Below are 21,025 nucleotides of genomic sequence, written 5' to 3' on the forward strand. Positions count from 1 at the left end.
GGAAGGCCTGAGCCATATGCGAGCAACTCTGCGCTGGGCGCACTCCGATCTGCGCACGCACCGCGGCGAGGCGCTGTTCCTGGTCCTCGCCACCGCCGGGATCGTCGTGTCGCTGCTGCTGGCCACGGCCCTGTTCGGATACGCCACCAACCCATGGCAGCGGATCTTCACGCAGGAGCGCGGCGCGCACGTCTGGATACACACCGACAAGTCCGCCCGGGTGGGGAAGCTGGCCGGTTTGGACGGTGTGGAGTCCGTCGCCGGCCCCTACCCCACCGCCGTCGCCACCCTCGCCTCACGCGGCACCCGCGCCTCCGTCGAACTGCGCGCGACCCCGCCCGAGCGCCCCAGTGTCGCCCGCCCGCTGCTGACGGCCGGCCACTGGCTGAAGGCCGACGCCCCCGACGGCGTGGTCCTGGAGAGCCGCCTCGCCCGCGCCCTGCTCGCCGAACCGGGCGACACGCTCACGCTGCCGGGCACGGGTCGGACGGTGACCGTGGTGGGCGTGGCCGACAGCGCGGAGCCCCGCTACCGCGCGAACGAGCAGCCGGGCCTGGTCTGGGCCCTCCCCTCCGCGCTGCCGCACCCCACCGGCCAGGTCATCGGCCTGCGCCTGACCGACCCCGAGGACACGGACTACGCCGTCCAGCGCGCCGTCACCGTCCTCGGCGCGGGCGCCATCGGCGAGGTCTCCACCTGGCAGCAGGCCCGCGCCGAGGCACAGGGCGACAACCGGCTGCTCGGGCAGGTCCTCGGCCTGTTCGGCCTGGGCGCGCTGGTCGCCGCGGGCCTCGCCGTCCACGGCGCGATCGCCACCCGCATCCGCGGCCACCTCCGCGACATCTCGGTCCTGAAGGCGATCGGCTTCACGCCGGCCCAGGTCGTCCGCGTGTTCCTGTTCCAGCACATCGCCTACGCCGTCCTGGGCGCCGTAGCCGCGGCAACGCTCACCGAGGCCCTGGGCGGCCACTTCCCCGGCCGCCTCGGAGACGCCCTCGGCGTATGGCAGGGCCTACCGGGCCACACCCCGACCCTCTTCGCCATCCCGGCCGGCGCCGTCCTCTTCATCGGAGCCACAACGGCCCTCGCAGCCTGGCGAGCGGGCCGCATACCACCGGTCCCGGTGGCGCGGCCCGCGGGTGCTGGGGGTGGAGGGCTGGGTCTGGCTCGACGGGCGCTGGGCCTGGAAGCCGCCCCCCGGCTGCCGGACCGAGCTCTACGGGCGCCCGGCCCCTCGGCCGATGAACGCTCCACAGGCCCGGCACCCACCACCCCCCGACCCGCGCCTGCAGTAGGCAGCGGGCTGCTGCAGCAGGCCCGACGGACGCTGAGGCTCGGTGCACGGCCGTCCGATTCGGCGGACCACCCTCGACCGGATCCGACGCGAGGGGCGCCGACCCCCCGGCCTCTGGCTGCGGCAGCCAAAGGACTACTGGGGGTGACAAAACAGAGGCTGACGGCACGGCCCAGTGCCCCGGCAGAACACCCACCGCCGGGCCGAGCGGAGGGGACCGCCAGCACTCGGCTCGCGGCTCCGGCGACCGGGCAACCCTGCGACTCCGTTCACTACAGCACGGGCCTGGCCCCCACCGCCCCTTCCGGCGGGCATCTCTCCGCCATCGCCCGGTGGGCGCTGGGCGTCGGTGTGCCGCCCGCACTGGTGCTGGGCTGGCACACCGCCTCGCTTCGTCGGCTGCGGTCCCTGGCCACCGTGGCCCGGCTGGCCCTCCCCCTGCTGCTGATCGTCGTGGCGATGAGTGCCTGGACCACCATCGACCGTTTCCACAGCAGGCCCGAGCAGATAGGACTGCCGGCCGCACTCACCGTCCACGCCGACGCGGGGATGGGCGACCGGGAAGCTCGCCCCCTGCTGCAGCGCGACCCGCAGGTCGCCGCCGTCTACCCGGGTGTCGAGGTCGCCGCCCTGGTGCCGGGCCAGACGGCCACGATCGCCCTGCGGGGCCTCGGCACCAGCCAGAACCCCTACCCGTACACCCTGGCCGAGGGCCGTGCCGCACGCGGCAGCGACGAGGCGGTGGCCGGGCAGGGTCTCCTGGACCTGCTGGACGTCCGGGTCGGCGACTGGGTACGCATGACGGTCGGCGACCAGCCGCAGATCCTGCACATCGTGGGCCGCAGCATCGAACCGGAGAACGCCGGCCGGGTCATCTCCACCTCCCTCGACACCCTCCGCGAGAACGACCCGCGCCTCACCCCCACCCTCTACCAGCTCCGCCTGCGCCCCGGAGCCGACCCGCGTGCGGTCGCCGGCCGGCTGGCAGCCGCCGGGCACGGCCGGCTCGACGTGCATGCCGTGACCAACCCGGCCGACGGGCTCTCACCCCTGCGCTCGGTCGTCGTCGGCCTGATCGCCGTCCTGGCCCTCATCGGGCTCGTCGAAGTGCTCACCGCTATCGGCGGCACCGTCCGCGAGGGCGAACGCGATCTGCTCGCCCTCAAGGCCATCGGTCTGTCCCCGCGCCAGATCACGGCGATCACCGTCACGGCCACCGGCTGCACCGCCCTGGCCGCCGTCCTCGCCGGTACGGCCCTGGGCACCCCCCTCGCGCACTGGCTGATCAACTCCCAGGGCAGATCCAGCGGCATCGGCGCCGGGATCGCCCAGAGCCCGTCGCCGGTCCTGCTCCTGCTCTTCGGCGCCGCCGCCGTGCTCGGCGCGGCCGCACTCGCCGCCCTCCCGGCGGCACGCGCGGCCAGACGACGGCTCGCGGACACCCTCAGCGCGGTGGCCTGACGGGAAGGTCGGGCACGTCAACTGCCGTAGAAATCCTGCCGGTTGTGAGGCGACGGGAAGCGGACGGTCATGCACCGCTCGCTTCCCCCGGCCATCGCGGCGGTGTTACGCCCGCCCCCGCAGCTCCCGGTACTTGGCGACCAGCGCCTTGCTGGACTCGTCCAGGCCCGCCACCTCGGCCCCCTCGGTCAGTGCGGGCTCGACCCGCTTGGCCAGCACCTTGCCGAGCTCGACGCCCCACTGGTCGAAGGAGTCGATGTTCCACACCGCACCCTGCACGAACACCTTGTGCTCGTACAGCGCGACCAACTGGCCCAGCACGGACGGCGTCAGCTCGCGCGCCAGGATCGTCGTCGTCGGGTGATTCCCCTTGAACGTCTTGTGCGCCACCAGCTCCTCCGGCACGCCCTCGGCCCGCACCTCGTCCGGTGTCTTGCCGAAGGCGAGGGCCTGCGTCTGCGCGAAGAAGTTCGCCATCAGCAGGTCGTGCTGCGCCTTGAGCCCCTCGCTCAGCTCGGCCACCGGCTCGGCGAACCCGATGAAATCGGCCGGGATCAGCTTCGTGCCCTGGTGGATGAGCTGGTAGTAGGCGTGCTGGCCGTTGGTGCCCGGCGTGCCCCACACCACCGGCCCCGTCTGCCAGTCCACCTCCCGCCCGTCCCGGCCCACGTACTTGCCGTTGGACTCCATGTCCAGCTGCTGCAGATAGGCGGTGAACTTGGAGAGGTAGTGGCTGTACGGCAGCACCGCATGCGACTGGGCGTCATGGAAGTTGCCGTACCAGACGCCCAACAGGCCCAGCAGCAACGGCACGTTGGACTCCGCGGGCGCCGACCTGAAGTGCTCGTCCACCAGCCGGAACCCGTCGAGCATCTCCCGGAAACGATCCGGGCCGATGGCGATCATCAGCGCCAGCCCGATCGCCGAGTCGTACGAGTACCGGCCGCCGACCCAGTCCCAGAACTCGAACATGTTCGCCGTGTCGATGCCGAACTCCGACACCTTCCCGGCGTTCGTCGACAGCGCCACGAAGTGCCGCGCGACGGCCTCCTGACCGGCCTTCAGCTCGCCGAGCAGCCACTCACGCGCCGAGGTCGCGTTCGTGATCGTCTCGATGGTGGTGAAGGTCTTGGAAGCGATGACGAACAGCGTCTCCGCCGCATCCAGGTCGCGGGTGGCCTCGTGCAGGTCGGCGCCGTCGACGTTCGACACGAAGCGGACCGTGAGGTCGCGGTCGGTGTAGCTGCGCAGCACCTCGTACGCCATCGCCGGGCCCAGGTCGGAGCCGCCGATACCGATGTTGACGACGTTCTTGATGCGCTTGCCGGTGTGGCCTGTCCAGGCGCCGGAGCGGACCCGCTCGGCGAAGTCGGCCATCTTGTCGAGCACCGCGTGCACACCCGGGACGACGTTCTCGCCGTCGACCTCGATCACCGCGTCGCGCGGGGCGCGCAGCGCGGTGTGCAGCACGGCGCGGTTCTCGGTCGTGTTGATCTTCTCGCCGCGGAACATGGCGTCCCGCAGGCCGAAGACGTCGGTGGCGGCGGCCAGCTCGCGCAGCAGCCGCAGGGTCTCGTCGGTGACGAGGTGCTTGGAGTAGTCGATGTACAGGTCGCCGACCTGGAGCGTGTACCCGGCGCCGCGTCCCGGGTCCGCGGCGAACAGGTCCCGCAGCCGCACTTCGCCGAGCTCCTCACGGTGCTTGGCCAGCGCGGTCCACTCGGGCGTCTGGTTGAGCCTGTTACGGACGTCTGCGTTCATTTCGGACTTCAGCCTTCTTTCCTGCCTTGCCCCGCTGCCTGTCCCAACCTAGTTGATCAGCGCGTGACATGAGCTGTCGTGGCGTCGCCGTGCGGCGCAACAACAGGTACGTCCCGCTTGCGGGCAGGTATCAGGGCGAGGACCGACAGGAGGGAGAAGGCGGCGGTGAGCAGCGCCGGCGTGTTCAGGCCCCAGGCGGTGGCGACCGCGCCACCGAGCAGGGCGCCCAGCGGAGCCCCGGCGACGGCGCCGCCCAGCAGTCCGAAGACGACCCAGGGCAGATGGACCCAGGCGGTCACGGACGCGATGAGCAGGGGGCGGTCGGTCAGGGAAGCGGCGAGCAGGGGCAGCGCCGCACCGCGCAGCGCGTCTCCGAACCGGGAGACCACCGCGGCCGTCCACAGCCGCCCGAATCCCCCACGCCACTCGGGCGCAAGACCGCCCACTGCCTCGACCGTCGCCACAACTCCCCCTCACGATCTGCCGATGCACAAACCGTAGAGGGCGCCACTGACAATCGGTGCTCAGGCGGCCGGGGGCCGGGTACGAAACTGCTCCGGCCAGGCACCCCTCGGGCCCGGCCGGCTCTCAACTCCTAGATCTCGCCCCGCAGTTTGGCGAGCGCCTCGGCGAGGATCGCCTCGCCGTCCGCGTCACTGCGCCGCTCCCTGACGTACGCGAGGTGCGTCTTGTAGGGCTCGGTGCGCGGCGGGTCCGGCGGGTTGTCCCGGTCCTGTCCGGCGGGGAAGCCGCAGCGCGGGCAGTCCCAGGTCTCGGGAACCTGCGCGTCGCTGGCGAAGCTGGGCTGCGTCTCGTGCCCGTTCGAGCACCAGAAGGAGATGCGCAGACGCGGCGCGGACTCGCCGCGCTCGGCCTCGCCCATCGGCCCCGCCCCGACCCGGCTTCCTCGGATCGCGTTGCCACTTGCCACGGTCGTAACTCCCTGCGTGATGGTGCCGCGAAGCGAGTCGGCGTTTCGCTTCGTTGCGAGCGCCTCAGTCTACGTAAGGCCCAACGCGCGTCCAGTGATTGGAGTTACACCCCCCACACCTAGACGCAAGCCCCATGATAGGCCGCGCTCAGCTGCGCGTACCGAACATGGGGCCTTACGTGCGGAATGTACGTGCTGTGTGCGTCGCTGCTCAGCTGTTCGACTTCATCAGGATGCCGAGTACGACAATGCACGCGAACCAGAGCAGACCGATCACCACGGTGATCCGGTCGAGGTTGCGCTCGGCGACCGAGGAGCCGCCGACGGACGACTGCATGCCGCCACCGAACATGTCGGAGAGGCCGCCGCCCTTCCCCTTGTGCATCAGCACCAGCAGCATCAGCAGCAGGCTGAAGACGATCAGGGCGATCGAGAACCCCAAAACCACGGCTGGACCAACTTCCTCGGATTCGGATGGACGACGGGGGCACAGCAACCGGGCTGTGCCCCCGCAAGGGTACGACGTATCGCCGCTACCGCATACTCCCAGCTCGTGTCACTGGTCGCGGAAGCGCACGATCTTGACGAACTCGTCCGCGTCCAGCGAGGCACCGCCGACCAGGGCGCCGTCGATGTCGGCCTGCGCCATGATCTCGGCGACGTTGCCGGCCTTGACGGAGCCGCCGTACTGGATGCGGACCCGGTCGGCCAGCTCCTGGGTGTACAGCTCGGCGATCTTGCCGCGGATGGCGGCGCAGACCTCCTGGGCGTCCTCGGCGCCGCAGACCTTGCCGGTGCCGATGGCCCAGACGGGCTCGTAGGCGATCACGATCGACTCGGCCTGCTCGGCCGGGAGGTCCTTGAGACCGCCTTCGACCTGGGCCAGGGTGTGGGAGACGTGGTTGCCCGCCTCGCGGACCTCCAGCTCCTCGCCGACGCACAGGATCGGGGTCAGGCCGTGCTTGTAGGCGGCCTTGACCTTGGCGTTGACCTGCTCGTCGGTCTCGTTGTGGTACTGGCGGCGCTCGGAGTGGCCGATGGCCACGTAGGTGCACTTCAGCTTGGCCAGCATGGCGCCGGAGATCTCGCCGGTGTAGGCGCCGGAGTCGTGCGCCGAGAGGTCCTGGGCGCCGTACTTGATCTTGAGCTTGTCGCCGTCGACCAGGGTCTGCACGGAGCGCAGGTCGGTGAAGGGCGGCAGGACGGCGACCTCCACGGCCTCGTAGTCCTTGTCCGCGAGGGCGAAGGCGAGCTTCTGGACGTGGGCGATGGCCTCGAGGTGGTTGAGGTTCATCTTCCAGTTGCCCGCCATCAGCGGCGTGCGCCCAGAAGAAACAGATGGAGCCATTGAGGTCAGTCCTCCAGCGCGGCGAGGCCGGGGAGCGTCTTGCCCTCGAGGTATTCGAGGGAGGCGCCACCGCCGGTCGAGATGTGGCCGAATGCGTTCTCGTCGAAGCCCAGGAGGCGCACGGCCGCGGCGGAGTCGCCGCCGCCGACGACCGTGAAGGCCGGGGAGTCGAGGAGGGCCTGGGCGACCGCCTTGGTGCCCTCGGCGAAATCGGGGTGCTCGAAGACGCCCATCGGGCCGTTCCAGAAGACGGTGGCAGCGTCGGCGATCTTCGAGGCGTACAGCTTGCGGGTCTCCGGACCGATGTCCAGGCCCTCCTGGTCGGCCGGGATGGCGTCCGCGGCGACGGTGGTGGGGTTGGCCGGGGCCTTGGTCTTCAGGTCCGGGAAGTCCGTGGAGACCAGGGTGTCGACGGGAAGCACCAGCTCGACGCCGGTCTTCTCGGCGCGCTCGATGTACTCCAGGACGGCCGGGATCTGGTCCTCCTGCAGGAGGGACTTGCCGATCTCGTAGCCCTTGGCCTTGAGGAAGGTGTACGCCATGCCGCCGCCGATGAGCAGGCGGTCGGCCTTGCCGAGCAGCTGGTCGATGACGGCGAGCTTGTCGGAGACCTTGGCGCCGCCGAGGGCGACGACGTACGGCCGCTGCACGTCCTCGGTGAGCTTCTTCAGTACGGCGACCTCGTTCGCGATGAGGTAGCCGGCGGCGTGCGGCAGACGTGCCGGAAGGTCGAAGACCGAGGCGTGCCCCCGGTGCACCGCGCCGAAGCCGTCGCCGACGTAGACGTCCGCGAGGGCGGCCAGCTGGTCCGCGAACTCGCCGCGCTCGGCGTCGTCCTTGGAGGTCTCGCCGGCGTTGAAGCGCAGGTTCTCGATGACCGCCACCTGGCCCGGCTCGAGGCCGTCGACGGCCGCATGGGCGGCGGGGCCGACGGTGTCCTGGGCGAAGGCCACGGGGGCGCCCAGCAGCTCACCGAGCCGCTCGGCAGCCGGAAGCAGGGAGAAGGCCGGGTCCGGCGCGCCCTTGGGGCGGCCGAGGTGCGAGGCCACGACCACCTTGGCGCCTGCGTCCGCGAGGGCCTTGACGGTGGGCAGGACGGCGCGGATGCGGCCGTCGTCGGTGATGAGGCCGTCGGCGAGCGGCACGTTGAGGTCGGCGCGGACGAAGACCCGCTTGCCGTCCACGCCGTCGGCGAGAAGTTCGTCGATCGTCTTCATATGAGGACTCCTGGTGAGGGCTGCTCTGATCCTACGAGGGCTGATCCGTACGTGAGTCAGGGCCCGGGCGGCGCGTCCCTGCGCTGCCCGAGCCCTGCGTTCACATCGAGTTGCCTGCTCTGTGGATCAGATCAGAGCTGGTTGCCGACGAAGACCGTGAGGTCGACGAGGCGGTTGGAGTAGCCCCACTCGTTGTCGTACCAGCCGAGGATCTTCACCGAGTTGCCCTCCTGGACCATGGTCAGGGAGGAGTCGAAGGTGCAGGAGGCCGGGTCGCTGACGATGTCCGAGGAGACGATCGGGTCCTCGGTGTACGACAGGTAGCCCTTGAGGTCGCCGTCCTCGGAGGCCTTCTTGAACGCGGCGTTGACCTCGTCCTTGGTGACCTCGCGCTGCAGCGTCACGACCAGGTCGGTGGCCGAGCCGGTGGGGACCGGGACGCGCATGGCGATGCCGTCCAGCTTGCCCTTGAGCTGCGGCAGGACCAGGGCGGTGGCCTTGGCGGCACCGGTGGTGGTCGGGATGATGTTCTCGGCGGCGGCGCGGGCGCGGCGCAGGTCCGAGTGCGGGAAGTCCAGGATGCGCTGGTCGTTGGTGTACGCGTGGACCGTCGTCATCAGGCCCTTGACGATGCCGAAGTTCTCGTCGAGGACCTTCGCCATCGGCGCGACACAGTTGGTGGTGCAGGAGGCGTTGGAGATGACGTGGTGGTTGGCCGCGTCGTACTTGTCCTGGTTGACACCCATCACGATGGTGATGTCCTCATCCTTGGCCGGAGCCGAGATGAGGACCTTCTTGGCGCCGCCGGCGATGTGCTTCTCGGCGTCGGCCTTCTTCGTGAAGATGCCGGTCGACTCGACCACGATGTCGACGCCGAGCTCGCCCCACGGGATGTCGGCGGGGTTGCGCTCGGAAAGGACCTTGATGGTGTGCCCGTCGACGGTGATCGTGTCAGCGGTGTGCGACACCTCGGCCTTGAGGCGGCCCAGGATGGTGTCGTACTTGAGCAGGTGGGCGGTGGTCGCGGTGTCACCCAGGTCGTTGACAGCCACGATCTCGATGTCTGCACCCTGCTCCAGCAGCGCGCGGAAGTAGTTGCGACCGATACGACCGAAGCCGTTGATGCCTACGCGGATCGTCACGAACCGATCTCCTCGTTGGTACGCCGGCCATGCGGTGCCGGCGAGCTCTGTTTGGGATGTCCCCGACCACCCCCGACCCTACCTCCCTGAGGGCGCCGTAGTGACATCGAGACGGCCCATACATGGGCAGGCGGTCCGTACCCGCCAGTAGGGGTACGGACCGCCCGGGACGAAAGATCTGGTCACTCTTTTTGACTACGGAGAGCTAGTCATCGTTGACCGGGGTGTTCACCCTTCCAGGGCCGCGAGGGCCTTCTTGATGAGGCTGTTGCGATCTGCCGCCGCGCTGACGTGCTCCAGGCCGAAGCCCAGCAGCACGGTCCGGTCGGTGGTGATCGCTCCGTATGTCCTGAACAGTGCTCCGGTGCGCGTCCAGTCCTTGAGGACGGCCGGGCTGCCCGCGGGCGGTCCGGACACGCTCCAGGCGCCGAGTGACGTCTCGAAGCCCTCGGTCTGGGTCGGCGTGCCGCCGATGACGAGCGAGGCGTCGTCGGCGAGGACGCCGTGGCCGCCGGTACCCGGGTCGGTGACGTAGCTGATGGAGACCTCGACGGACTTGCCGGCGTAGGCGCTCAGGTCGTAGTTGACCTGCTGCCAGCCGTTGGAGGCGCCGGTGAGGCTGTTCCAGGAACCGCTCGTGCCGGTCGCGGTGCAGTCGTTGTCGGCGAGGGTCAGGTAGTGCTTGAGCCAGGGGTGCTCGTTCACCAGGAAGCCCGCGCCGCACTCGCTCGGTACGGTCTGGTGGGTCGCGCCGCCCTTCTCCGGGAGGGTCGTCCAGTCGTCGGCGCCCGTGGTGTGGGCCTCGACGATGACGTGGTCGTAGCCGGGCTCGGTGTCCCAGAGCAACTGGCTGCGCAGGGTGGGCTGCTGGGCCGCGGTGACACCGGTGAGGTCGATGGTGCGGGTGAGGCGCTTGTATGCGTCGTCGGTGTGGACGGCGGCCGCCATGAAGGAGCCGGAGTACGGCCCGTACGGGTTGACGGTCCCGGCGAACTGGCCCGCGCCCGCGCTGGCGAACTGCGGGTACTTGTCGGCGGGCAGCGAGTCGGAGGTGACGCCGTAGGTGCCCGCCTTGTCGAGCGGGTTGCCGGTGGCGGCACCGAGCGCCCCGCTGAAGCCGTCAAGCTTGCCGGAGCCGGTGAAGCCGGTGGCCCCGGGGGTCGACGTACGGGAGTAGGCGCCCAGGTAGTACTGGCTGAAGTCGTTCGACAGGGTGCCCCCGCCGAGGTCGACGCTGCCGCCGGCCTGCTCGCCCGCCTCGATCAGCTTGCCGCCCTCGTTGAGGTAGGCGCGCAACTGGAGCTGGGTGGCGTTGCCGGGGACCCCCGCACCTGTGTAGTGGACGACGGTCCTGAAGTGCTTCAGCACGCCGAGCGCGTCGGGTGCGCCCTGGGTGGCGACGTCCCAGACGATCGCCTTGCGGCCGTTCGCCTTCAGGGCGTCCACGTACGTCTGCGCCTGCGTGGCGGTCGCGCCTTCCTCGGCGACGACGAGGGTGTCGGCCTTGGGCCGCTGGGCGACGGTGTAGGTGAAGTGCTCGCTGGAGACCTTCTTGCCGCTCCTGGACTCTCCGGTGAACCACACCTCGACCTTGTCGCCCGGCTCGCCGTCCCTGACCTTGGCCCGGTACTCGTCGAAGTGCAGGTTGTCGTCCCCGCCGTAGGTCTCGCCGCCCTTCCAGGCCTTGAGCCCCTCATCCTGCGTACGGCCGCCGTTGACGCGGTACTTGAGCTCCTTGTCGCGCACGGCCTTGCGTACGACGACGGAGACCTCCTGATCGGCGCCGCGCGAGTACGACGTGGTGAACGTGGCCGGGGTGAAGTCAGCTGCGGTCAGGCCGAGCGAGGAGGACGGGGTGTCGGGGTGCGGGGCGGTCTCGGCGACCGACAGCGCGAACGGGATGTTCTTCTCGAACTCCTGCTGGATCAGCTTCTCGTCGTCCGGGAAGTTGAAGACGGACTGGCAGTCGGCCGCCTTCCACTGGTCGTTGGGGTCGATGTTCGACGCGGTCTGGCACGTCGACATCTCGGGGGTGAACATCGAGATGCCGTTGACGTTCCCCGCGTGGCCGTCCGCCTCGCCGTTGGTGGTGTACAGCTCGGAGGAGACCTGCGGGCGGTAGCCGGGTATCGCGGAGTGGTCCGGCGAACCGGCGAGGGCCTTGTAGACCACGTCGTCGGGCGTGGGGGTGGCCACCTGCCAGCCGACGCCGTAGAGGAGGAGTTCGGCGGCGGAGTGGTAGTTGATGGCGTAACTGAAGCCGATGCGCTTCTCGAAGGCGTCCAGCGCCCTGGTCTCGGGCTCGGAGGCGGGGCTCGCGCCGCGGTAGGTCTCGCTGGTGGGGTTGGGGGACGAACCCTCGTCGTCGTAGCCCCACTTGTAGGCGAAGTTGCGGTTGAGGTCGACGCCGTCACCGGTGGATATGACGCCGTCGCCGTTGACGTCACGAAGGTTCTTGCGCCACAGGCGGGTGTCGGAGTTCTTGAACGTGTAGTCGTAGCCGTCGGGGTTGGCCGAGATCACGAACCACAGCTCCGTGGAGTCCACGATCTTCTTGATGCGCTGGTCCGTCTTGTAGTGGTCCAGGTAGTAGTGCATCAGCCGGCGGGTCATCTCCGGCGTGATCCACTCGCGCGCGTGCTGGTTGGACAGGTAGAGGACGGCGGGCTTCGAGCCGTCCTTGGACTTCTTCGCGCCCTTGGTCAGTTTGAGGGCGAGGATGTCCTGTCCGTTGACGGTCTTGCCGATGGAGACGACCTTGGTGAGGCCGGGATTCTCCTGCCCGGTCCGGACGATCTCCTCCTTGAGGCCGCCGCTTCCGCTGTACGGGCGGAACACACCCTGGGCGGCGGCCTCCACGCGTTTCTCGGCCCTGGCCGAAAGCGTGTGCTCGGTCAGGGCGACGCCCTGCTTCTCGAGCTTGCGGGCCTGTTGGCCGGTGAGGTACAGCTCGACCGTGGCCGTGCCCTTCTCCGGGACCTGCTCGCCGAGTTCCTGACCGTCCTGTCCGGCTGCCAGCAGCAGGGGTACCTGCCTGGCGGTGACGTCGGCGCGGTAGACCTTGACCTCGGTGGGGTCGGATCCCTGCGAACTTCCGTTCTGCGCCTGGGCGATGGGCGCGAGGCTCGCTCCGCCGAGCAGGAGCGCGCCGACAGCGAGGATCGATCTCGCTCTGTGTCTCATGAACCCCCCTAGCAATGGTCCGCCACAGCAGCGAACTGTTGCCAGGCTCATGACACTTCATGATCGAGTCAAGAGCGCCTCATGGACAGAGAAATACCGGTGCCGACGCCCAAGTGGGCGTCGGCACCGGCAGGTTGAGCGGTCTTCAGATGTACTTCTGCGGGGTCAGCCGACCAGGTTGTCGGCCATCTCCTCGGTGATGCTGGACTCCGTGCCCGGAATGCCGAGGTCGGAGGCGCGCTTGTCGGCCATCGCAAGGAGCCGGCGGATACGGCCGGCCACGGCGTCCTTGGTCAGCGGCGGGTCGGCGAGCGCGCCCAACTCCTCCAGCGAGGCCTGCTTGTGCTCCATGCGCAGCCGGCCGGCGGCCGCGAGGTGCTCGGGAACCTCGTCGCCGAGGATCTCCAGGGCGCGCTGCACACGGGCGCCGGCGGCGACGGCCGCGCGGGCGGAGCGGCGCAGGTTGGCGTCGTCGAAGTTGGCGAGACGGTTCGCCGTGGCCCGCACCTCGCGGCGCATCCGGCGCTCCTCCCAGGCCAGCACCGACTCGTGCGCGCCGAGACGGGTGAGCAGGGCGCCGATCGCGTCGCCGTCACGGACGACCACACGGTCCACACCGCGCACCTCGCGCGCCTTCGCGGCGATCGACAGCCGACGGGCGGCGCCGACCAGGGCGAGCGCGGCCTCCGGGCCGGGGCAGGTCACCTCCAGGGAGGAGGAGCGGCCGGGCTCGGTCAGCGAGCCGTGCGCCAGGAACGCGCCACGCCAGGCGGCCTCCGCATCGCAGGTGGCCCCCGAGACCACCTGCGGCGGCAGACCGCGGATCGGGCGGCCCCGGCCGTCGACCAGGCCGGTCTGCCGGGCGAGCTGGTCACCGCCGGCGACGACCCGTACGACATAGCGCGAACCGCGGCGCAGTCCGCCCGGCGCCATCACGATCAGTTCGGAGCTGTGACCGAAGATCTCCAGGATGTCCCGCTTCAGCCGCCGCGCCGCCATCGCGGTGTCCAGCTCCGCTTCGATCACGATGCGCCCGCTGACCAGGTGGAGGCCGCCGGCGAACCGCAGAATGGCGGAGACCTCCGCCTTTCTGCAGCAGGTCCGGGTGACGGGGAGCCGGGAGATCTCGTCCTTCACCGCTGCCGTCATCGCCATGGGCCGATCCTTCCATGCATCCGAAAAATACGGTCGTACGCGGCGGCCAGCAGCTCCGGGTCGTGCCGCGGAGTTCCGTCCCTCCGGGCCACCGGCGCCAGCTCGACCGCGGCACCGAACCGCTCGGCGGCTTCGGTGAGCACGTCGCGGTCGGGCACGGCGGCCTCGTCGGCCAGCACCACGTCCAGGGCGAGTTTAGGGGCGTGTCGTCCCAAAACCTCCAAATGACGCTGCGGGGAGAAGCCTTCGGTTTCTCCGGGCTGCGGGGCGAGGTTCAGCGAGAGTACCCGGCGTGCCTTGGTCTCGGTGAGGGCGTCCAGGAGTTCGGGAACGAGCAGGTGCGGGATGACCGAGGAGAACCAGGAGCCGGGGCCGAGGACGACCCAGTCGGCGTCCAGGACCGCCTCGACGGCCTCGGGGACGGCGGGCGGGTCGTGCGGCACCAGGTGCACGGACTGCACCTCGCCCGGCGTGAGCGCCACGGTCGCCTGCCCCCGCACGGTGTCGACGTCCTCGGGCCGCTCCGGGTCGTGCCCCTTGACCAGGGCCTGCAGCTCCAGGGGTACGGCGGACATGGGCAGCACGCGCCCGTGCGCACCGAGCAGCTTGCCGACCAGGTCGAGGGCCTGGACATGGTCGCCCAACTGCTCCCACAGCGCGACGATCAGGAGGTTGCCGACCGCGTGTTCGTGCAGGTCGCCCTTGGACTGGAAGCGGTGCTGGATGACACGGGCCCAGGTCTGTCCCCAGTCGTCGTCGCCGCACAGCGCGGCCAGCGCCTTGCGCAGGTCGCCGGGCGGCAGCACGCCCAGTTCGTCGCGCAGGCGCCCGCTGGAGCCGCCGTCGTCGGCCACGGTGACGACGGCGGTGAGGTCGCCGGTGATCCGGCGCAGCGCGGCGAGCGAGGCGGACAGGCCCATGCCGCCGCCGAGGGCGACCACCTTGGGCTGGGCGCCGCGGCGGCGCGGCCGGGCGCCGCGGGCTTCGACGGGCCGGCCCGCGCGGGACTCGGGCACGACCCGGCGCAGCCTGCTCAGCCGCAGAGAACGCTCCGTCATTCGCGTCCCATGTCCCGGTGCACGACCACCGTCTCCACGCCCTCGGCCGCCAGGCGCGCGGCGAGCTTCTCCGACATGGCCACCGAGCGGTGCTTGCCGCCCGTGCAGCCGATGGCGATGGTCACGTACCGCTTGCCCTCGCGGCGGTAGCCGGCCGCGATGAGGCGCAGCAGCTCGGCGTAGCGGTCGAGGAACTCCTTGGCGCCGGGCTGGTTGAAGACGTACGCAGCGACCTCTTCGTTCAGGCCGGTGAAGGGGCGCAGCTCGGGGACCCAGTGCGGGTTGGGCAGGAAGCGCATGTCCGCGACCAGGTCGGCGTCGACCGGGAGGCCGTACTTGAAGCCGAAGGACATGACGGTGGCCCGCAGCTCGGGCTCCTCCTCGCCGGCGAACTGGGCGTCCATCTTGGCCCGCAGCTCGTGCACGTTCAGGCTGGAGGTGTCGATCACCAGGTCGGCGTCGCCGCGCAGCTCGCGCAGCAGCTCGCGCTCGGCGGCGATGCCGTCGACGATGCGGCCGTCGCCCTGCAGGGGGTGCGGGCGGCGCACCGACTCGAAGCGGCGCACCAGGGCGTCGTCGGAGGACTCCAGGAACACGATCCGCCGGGTGACGTGCTTGGCCTCCAGGTCGGCGAGGGACTCTCGGAGGTTGTCGAAGAAGCGACGCCCACGGACGTCGACGACGACCGCGATCCTGGCGACGTTGCCCTGCGAGCGGGCGCCGAGCTCCACCATGGTGGGGATCAGCGCGGGCGGCAGGTTGTCGACGACGAACCAGCCGAGGTCCTCCAGACACTTGGCGGCGGTCGACCTGCCCGCACCCGACATGCCCGAGATGATCACCAGCTCCGGGATGGCCGCCTCGGGGACCGCCCCGGGCGTGTCGCTGCCCGTACTCACCTGTGCTCCGTCTCCGGCCTGGCTTTCTTGCCCGTCGTGCTCGTTCACATTCATGTCTCCTGCCCCCGTCGTTCGTCCGGTGCGCCCATGGCTACGGGCTGCCCGCTGGAACCCATGGTTCCGGGTTCCTCCTCCATGATCTCTCCAGTCGCCGTGTTCACGGCGGGCGCGGCCGGGGCCGCCTGGGCGAGGGCGACGGCGATCGTCTCGGCCGTCTTGCGGCCTATGCCGGGGACCTCGCAGATCTGGTCGATGGTGGCGGATCTTAGTTTCTTCAACGAACCGAAATGTTTCAGAAGTGCCTGCTTGCGCGTGTCCCCGAGTCCCGGCACGTCGTCCAGGGGGCTCGACCTGAAGCGCTTGGCCCGCTTGGTGCGCTGGTAGGTGATCGCGAAGCGGTGGGCCTCGTCGCGGACGCGCTGCAGCAGGTAGAGGCCTTCACTGGTGCGGGGCAGGACGACCGGGTCGTCCTCGTCCGGCAGCCAGACCTCCTCCAGGCGCTTGGCGAGGCCGCACACGGCGACGTCGTCGATACCGAGCTCGTCGAGGGCCTTCTTGGCCGCGGCGACCTGGGGTTGTCCGCCGTCGACGACGACGAGCTGGGGTGGGTAGGCGAACTTCTTGGGGCGGCCGTCCTCCTCGGTGAGCGTGCTCTCGCCGTCGGCCCACTCCCCCGTCTTCTCCTTCTCCGCGAGGTAGCGCCGGAAGCGGCGGTTGATCACCTCGTGCATGGAGCGGACGTCGTCCTGCCCCTCGAAGCCCTTGATCTGGAAGCGGCGGTACTCGCTCTTGCGCTGCAGGCCGTCCTCGAAGACGACCATGGAGGCCACGACGTCGTCGCCCTGGAGGTGCGAGATGTCGTAGCACTCGATGCGGAGGGGGGCGCTGTCCAGGTCGAGGGCCTCGGCGATCTCCTCCAGGGCACGCGAGCGCGTGGTCAGGTCGGAGGCCCGCTTGGTCTTGTGCAGCACGAGCGCCTGCTGGGCGTTGCGCTCGACCGTCTCCATCAGGGCCTTCTTGTCGCCGCGCTGCGGGATGCGCAGCGAGACCGCGGAGCCGCGGCGCTCGGTGAGCCACTCCTGGACGGGCTCGACCGGGTCGGGCAGGGCCGGGACGAGGACCTCCTTGGGGACGGAGTCGCCCTTCTCCTCGCCGTACAGCTGCTGCAGGGCGTGTTCGACGAGGGCGCCAGTGGTGATCTCCTCGACCTTGTCGGTGACCCAGCCGCGCTGGCCGCGCACCCGCCCGCCGCGGACGTGGAAGATCTGGACGGCCGCCTCCAGCTCGTCCTCGGCGACCGCGATCAGATCGGCGTCGGTCGCGTCGGCGAGCACGACCGCGTTCTTCTCCATGGCCTTCTTCAGGGCCTCGATGTCGTCGCGCAGGCGGGCCGCCCGCTCGTACTCCATCTCCTCGGCCGCCTCGGTCATCTGCTTCTCGAGGCGGCGCAGGTACGTCCCCGTGCGGCCGGCCATGAAGTCGCAGAACTCCTCGGCCAGTTCGCGGTGTTCCTCGGCGGAGACGCGCTCGACGCAGGGGGCGGAGCACTTGCCGATGTAGCCGAGCAGACAGGGGCGGCCGGTGCGGGCGGCGTTCTTGAAGACACCCGCCGAGCAGGTGCGCACCGGGAAGACGCGCAGCAGGAGGTCCACGGTGTCGCGGATCGCCCACGCGTGCCCGTACGGCCCGAAGTAGCGCACGCCCTTGCGCTTGTGGCCGCGCATCACCTGGACGCGCGGGAACTCCTCGTTCATCGTCACCGCGAGGTACGGGTAGCTCTTGTCGTCGCGGTACTTGACGTTGAACCGGGGGTCGAACTCCTTGATCCAGGAGTACTCCAGCTGCAGGGCCTCGACCTCCGTGGACACCACGGTCCACTCCACGGACGCGGCCGTGGTGACCATGGAGCGGGTGCGGGGGTGGAGTCCGGCCAGGTCCTGGAAGTAGTTCGCCAGGCGCTGGCGCAGGCTCTTCGCCTTTCCGACGTAGATCACCCGGCGGTGCTCGTCACGGAACCTGTACACCCCTGGCGAGTCCGGGATCTGTCCCGGCTTGGGGCGGTAGCTGGAGGGATCGGCCATGTCTCACACCCTACTGGCGAGGGCTGACAGTGCGGCGGGCCTGTGGACAACGCCGCCGCTCGGGCCGCCGGGACTCGGGGAACGCCACCCTCGGTGATCCACACCGGTGCGCCGGCTCGGGGCACCGATCGTGTCTCGGCCAGGAGTGCACCGCTGTTGGGTCTCAGGTGTTGTCGGGACTAGGTCAACACGCTTCAATGCGGGGGAACTCGGGACCGGGAACGACGGCGTACGGATGTGAAGACTCCACGGCGCCGACGGGGTGGCCCCGACAACACGCACAGACCCGGCCCGACCAGCCGTAGCGAGCATTCACAGAAAGGCCCCTGCATGCCGCACGCCACACAGCACGCGGACGTCGCCGCCGTCGCCACCGCGGAACTGGACTCGGCCCTGCGGGGCGGCCCCTTCCACGTCGCACTGCGTGCCGCGATCGCCGCCCGCGGACTGCCGCTGCAGCGCGTGCAGCACCATCTGTCGCGCTACGGGGTCAAGGTCGGTGTGACGAGCCTGAGTTACTGGCAGCAGGGTGCCCGACGCCCGCAGCGCCCCGAGTCGCTTCGGGCCGTGCGCGCGCTGGAGGAGATCCTCCAGCTGCCCGAGGAGTCCCTGATCCGGCTGCTCGCCGAGACCGACGAACCCTCGTGCGCGGCACGGCCCGCGGGCCGCTCCTACCGCTCCCTGGTGGAGGCGTCCGGCGTCCTGGAGAGGCTGATGGCCGAGCTGGGGTCGCCCCTGGACTGCGGTCTGCACACCCTGGGCCACCACGAGCGGGTACGCATCGGCGCCCATCGCGAACTGGCGGGGCGCGAGTCCCACCACATAGTGCGCGCCCACAAGGACGGGGTCGACCGCTTCGTGGCCGTCCACCACGGCGACCCGGGCTGCGCGCCGGAACGCATGCGCGTGCACGCACTGGAGAACTGCCGCACGGGACGCGTGCGCGTGCACCACGACACCGGTGTGCTCGTGGCCGAGTTCCTCTTCGACACCCGCCTGCGGGCCGGGGACACCTTCCTCTTCCGCTACGGCATCGAGGACGGCACCGCCGGGGTGTCCCGCGAGTACATCCGCGGCTTCGGGCCGGCCGGCGGGCAGTACGCGCTCCAGGTGCGCTTCGACGAGCAGGCCCTGCCCTCCCGCTGCCACCGCTTCGCCCAGCACTCGCCCGCGGCCCCGCGCAGCGGCCGCCAGGAACTGCCCCTCAGCGGCCGCCACCACTCGGTCCACCTCGTCGAGCCCCGGGTGCGGACGGGCGTCGTGGGCATTGGTTGGGACTGGGAGTGAGCTCTGCCCGACGGGCCGACCAGTTCGGCGTACTTCTCCGCCGTCACGGGACGTAAACGTTTGCGCAAGCGTTTACGCGAGGGCCCGGATGGGATAGCGTCCCGGCCGGAAGGCACGCCGTGCCGTCGAGAGGGGCGGGGTCCAGGAAGGGGGACGCGATGGCGACCATGGCCGATGTCGCTCGGAGCGCCGGGGTCTCCGTGGCGACCGTCTCGCACGTCCTGAACGACACCCGTCCTGTCCTCCCCCACACCCGCCAGGCCGTCCTGGACGCCGTCGACCGGCTCGGCTACACCCCGAACACCCTCGCCCGCTCCCTGGTGACCGCGCGCACCCGGTCCATCGGGCTCGCGGTGTCGGCGGTCAGCAACCCGTACTTCACGGAGATCCTCCAGGGCGTGGAGGCCGGCGCCCTGGAACACGGCTACAGCCTGCTCATCGCCGATCCGCACGACGACCCGGAGCACGAGCGCAAGGTCGTCCAGCTGCTGCACGAACGCCGGGTCGACGGCATGATCGTCGCCCCTTCGGCGAACCCGGGCGACCTCCTCGCCTACCTCGGCCGCCACGGCGTGCCGGCCGTCTTCCTCGACCGGCTCGTCACCACCCCGGCCGACGGCACACTCGCCTACGACCAGGTCTGCGCCGAGAGCGTCGAGCCGACCGCCCGGCTGGTCACCCATCTCGCAGAGCTCGGCCATCGCAGGATCGCCCTGGTCGCAGGCCGGCCCGGGCTCAGCACCACCCGCGAACGCGTCGCCGGATACCGCCACGGGCTCGCCGCCTCCGGGCTCCCCCACGACGAACGCCTCCTGGTGCACGGAAACTCCGAATCCGCCGACGCCGAGCGCGCCACCACGGCTCTTCTCTCCCTTGCCGCCCCGCCCACCGCACTCGTCACCGCCAACAACGCGATGACCATCGGTGCGCTGCGCGCCCTGCGCGAGCGCGGTCTGTCCGTACCCGAGGACATGGCGCTGTGCTGCTTCGACGACTTCGCCTGGGCGGACCTGTTCTCGCCGCGGCTGACCGCTGTCGCCCAGCCCAGCCGGGAGATCGGCGCCCAGGCGGTCCAAGTACTCCTGGACCGCCTCGCCTCCCCGGACCGCCCCGCCCGCACCCTGCGGCTTCCCTGCACCTTCGTCCACCGGACCTCGTGCGGCTGCCCGGAAGGGACGGCGCGGTCCGCACAACCCGAACAGCCCGAGAAATTCGAGAAGCCCGAGAAGTTCGGTAACCGCGAGAAGTTCGGTAAGCGCGAGAAAGGAACCGCCTCGTGATCGTCGTCGCCGGTGAGGCTCTGATCGACCTGGTACCGCAGGGCACAGGGGCTCTCGCGGGCCTGAAGCCGGCGCTCGGCGGCGGCCCGTACAACACGGCCGTGGCCCTGGGCCGACTCGGGTCCCCCACAGCGTTCTGCTCCCGCACCTCGCGCGACGCCTTCGGCGAGGCGCTGCTCGACGGGCTCCGGGCAGCGGGCGTGGACGTCTCGACCGTGCAGCGCGGTGCGGAGCCGACCACCCTTGCGGTCGCCACGATCGACGGGGAGGGATCCGCCGCCTACTCGTTCTACGTCGAGGGCACCGCCGATCGGCTGTTCGTGGCGCCCGAGGCGCTCCCCGCCGGGACCCGGGCCGTGTCCTTCGGCACCTGCTCGCTCGTCCTGGAACCCGGGGCGACGGCCTACGAGACCCTGCTGCGGACCGCGGCCGCGCAGGGCGTGTTCACCGCGCTCGACCCCAACATCCGGGCGGGCCTGATTCCCGACGCGGACGCCTACCGGGCACGTTTCCGGAGCTGGCTGCCCTCGGTGTCGCTGCTCAAGCTCTCGGAGGAGGACGCCCTGTGGCTGGGCGGCACCCCGCGGGAGTGGCTGGCCGCCGGGCCCGCGGCCGTGGTGATCACCCATGGCGGCGACGGGATCAGCGCCTTCACCCGGGACGGGGCCGTGCACCCGGTGCCGGGCGAGAAGGTCGACGTCGTCGACACCATCGGCGCCGGCGACACGGTGAACGCGGCTCTCTTGCACGGTCTGGCCGCCCAGGACGCCCTGTCCGCCGAGGCGCTCCTGGGGCTGGGTGCCGACGGCTGGACCCGGCTGCTGCGCTTCGCGGCGCGGGCCGCCGCGATCACCTGCTCCCGGGCGGGCGCGGAGCCGCCGTACGCCTCCGAACTGGGCGAGGTGCAGGGCCCGTAGCTCTCCTGCGC

At 70.6% G+C, this 21,025-nt stretch carries 15 protein-coding genes and 1 pseudogene; 4 read left to right on the forward strand and 12 right to left on the reverse strand.

What is annotated here, in order from left to right; all coding sequences use genetic code 11:
• Positions 1–16 precede the first annotated feature (16 nt).
• On the forward strand, positions 17–2,755 hold the full coding sequence (locus ACFY1E_RS34755) for an FtsX-like permease family protein (RefSeq protein WP_389083184.1): 2,739 nt from the start codon (positions 17–19) through the stop codon (positions 2,753–2,755).
• Between the two features lie 105 nt (positions 2,756–2,860).
• On the opposite strand, the gene pgi is transcribed toward ACFY1E_RS34755, so the two are convergent.
• The 12 genes and pseudogenes from pgi to uvrC form a co-directional block, all read right to left on the reverse strand.
• A complete protein-coding gene (gene pgi / locus ACFY1E_RS34760) occupies positions 2,861–4,516 on the reverse strand; it encodes a glucose-6-phosphate isomerase (protein ID WP_389083187.1) in 1,656 nt (551 codons plus the stop codon).
• 242 nt (positions 4,517–4,758) lie between these two features.
• A pseudogene (locus tag ACFY1E_RS34765) lies at positions 4,759–4,980 on the reverse strand (MFS transporter); the annotation flags it as partial.
• Between the two features lie 131 nt (positions 4,981–5,111).
• Positions 5,112–5,447 (reverse strand): RNA polymerase-binding protein RbpA, encoded by a 336-nt coding sequence (locus ACFY1E_RS34770; RefSeq protein ID WP_003976875.1) that lies wholly within the window; start codon positions 5,445–5,447, stop codon positions 5,112–5,114.
• 211 nt (positions 5,448–5,658) lie between these two features.
• Positions 5,659–5,895, reverse strand: coding sequence for a preprotein translocase subunit SecG (secG, locus tag ACFY1E_RS34775; RefSeq protein WP_110627372.1), 237 nt, complete (start codon positions 5,893–5,895; stop codon positions 5,659–5,661).
• A gap of 108 nt (positions 5,896–6,003) precedes the next feature.
• Positions 6,004–6,759 (reverse strand): triose-phosphate isomerase, encoded by a 756-nt coding sequence (gene tpiA / locus ACFY1E_RS34780; RefSeq protein WP_389083352.1) that lies wholly within the window; start codon positions 6,757–6,759, stop codon positions 6,004–6,006.
• Positions 6,760–6,800: 41 nt separating this feature from the next.
• A complete protein-coding gene (locus tag ACFY1E_RS34785; RefSeq protein ID WP_389083189.1) occupies positions 6,801–8,012 on the reverse strand; it encodes a phosphoglycerate kinase in 1,212 nt (403 codons plus the stop codon).
• A 131-nt stretch (positions 8,013–8,143) separates the two neighbouring features.
• The gene (gene gap, locus ACFY1E_RS34790) at positions 8,144–9,154 is read right to left on the reverse strand and encodes a type I glyceraldehyde-3-phosphate dehydrogenase (RefSeq protein WP_057618359.1); all 1,011 of its coding nucleotides are present in this window, start codon (positions 9,152–9,154) and stop codon (positions 8,144–8,146) included.
• Positions 9,155–9,382: 228 nt separating this feature from the next.
• Positions 9,383–12,337: a M14 family zinc carboxypeptidase gene (locus ACFY1E_RS34795; protein WP_389083193.1), complete on the reverse strand. Its 2,955-nt coding sequence runs from the start codon at positions 12,335–12,337 to the stop codon at positions 9,383–9,385.
• 165 nt (positions 12,338–12,502) lie between these two features.
• Positions 12,503–13,492, reverse strand: coding sequence for a DNA-binding protein WhiA (whiA, locus tag ACFY1E_RS34800; protein ID WP_030933313.1), 990 nt, complete (start codon positions 13,490–13,492; stop codon positions 12,503–12,505).
• On the reverse strand, positions 13,483–14,550 hold the full coding sequence (gene yvcK / locus ACFY1E_RS34805; protein ID WP_389083196.1) for a uridine diphosphate-N-acetylglucosamine-binding protein YvcK: 1,068 nt from the start codon (positions 14,548–14,550) through the stop codon (positions 13,483–13,485). The genes whiA and yvcK overlap by 10 nt, the downstream gene beginning before the upstream one ends.
• The gene (gene rapZ / locus ACFY1E_RS34810) at positions 14,547–15,503 is read right to left on the reverse strand and encodes an RNase adapter RapZ (protein ID WP_389083198.1); all 957 of its coding nucleotides are present in this window, start codon (positions 15,501–15,503) and stop codon (positions 14,547–14,549) included. The genes yvcK and rapZ overlap by 4 nt, the downstream gene beginning before the upstream one ends.
• Positions 15,500–17,530 carry an excinuclease ABC subunit UvrC gene (gene uvrC / locus ACFY1E_RS34815; protein ID WP_389083201.1) on the reverse strand — a complete coding sequence of 677 codons (2,031 nt, stop codon included), beginning with the start codon at positions 17,528–17,530 and terminating at the stop codon, positions 15,500–15,502. Before uvrC ends, rapZ begins: the two co-directional genes overlap by 4 nt.
• 330 nt (positions 17,531–17,860) lie before the next feature.
• Between uvrC and ACFY1E_RS34820 the strand changes: the two genes are divergently transcribed.
• From ACFY1E_RS34820 to ACFY1E_RS34830, 3 genes are all read left to right on the forward strand, one after another.
• On the forward strand, positions 17,861–18,817 hold the full coding sequence (locus ACFY1E_RS34820; RefSeq protein ID WP_389083203.1) for a hypothetical protein: 957 nt from the start codon (positions 17,861–17,863) through the stop codon (positions 18,815–18,817).
• A gap of 158 nt (positions 18,818–18,975) precedes the next feature.
• A complete protein-coding gene (locus ACFY1E_RS34825) occupies positions 18,976–20,097 on the forward strand; it encodes a LacI family DNA-binding transcriptional regulator (RefSeq protein WP_389083205.1) in 1,122 nt (373 codons plus the stop codon).
• Positions 20,094–21,014: a carbohydrate kinase gene (locus ACFY1E_RS34830; protein WP_389083207.1), complete on the forward strand. Its 921-nt coding sequence runs from the start codon at positions 20,094–20,096 to the stop codon at positions 21,012–21,014. Before ACFY1E_RS34825 ends, ACFY1E_RS34830 begins: the two co-directional genes overlap by 4 nt.
• Positions 21,015–21,025: the final 11 nt, after the last annotated feature.

Origin of the sequence: Streptomyces sp. NPDC001604, assembly GCF_042893475.1 — a bacterium.
Lineage (GTDB): Bacteria > Actinomycetota > Actinomycetes > Streptomycetales > Streptomycetaceae > Streptomyces.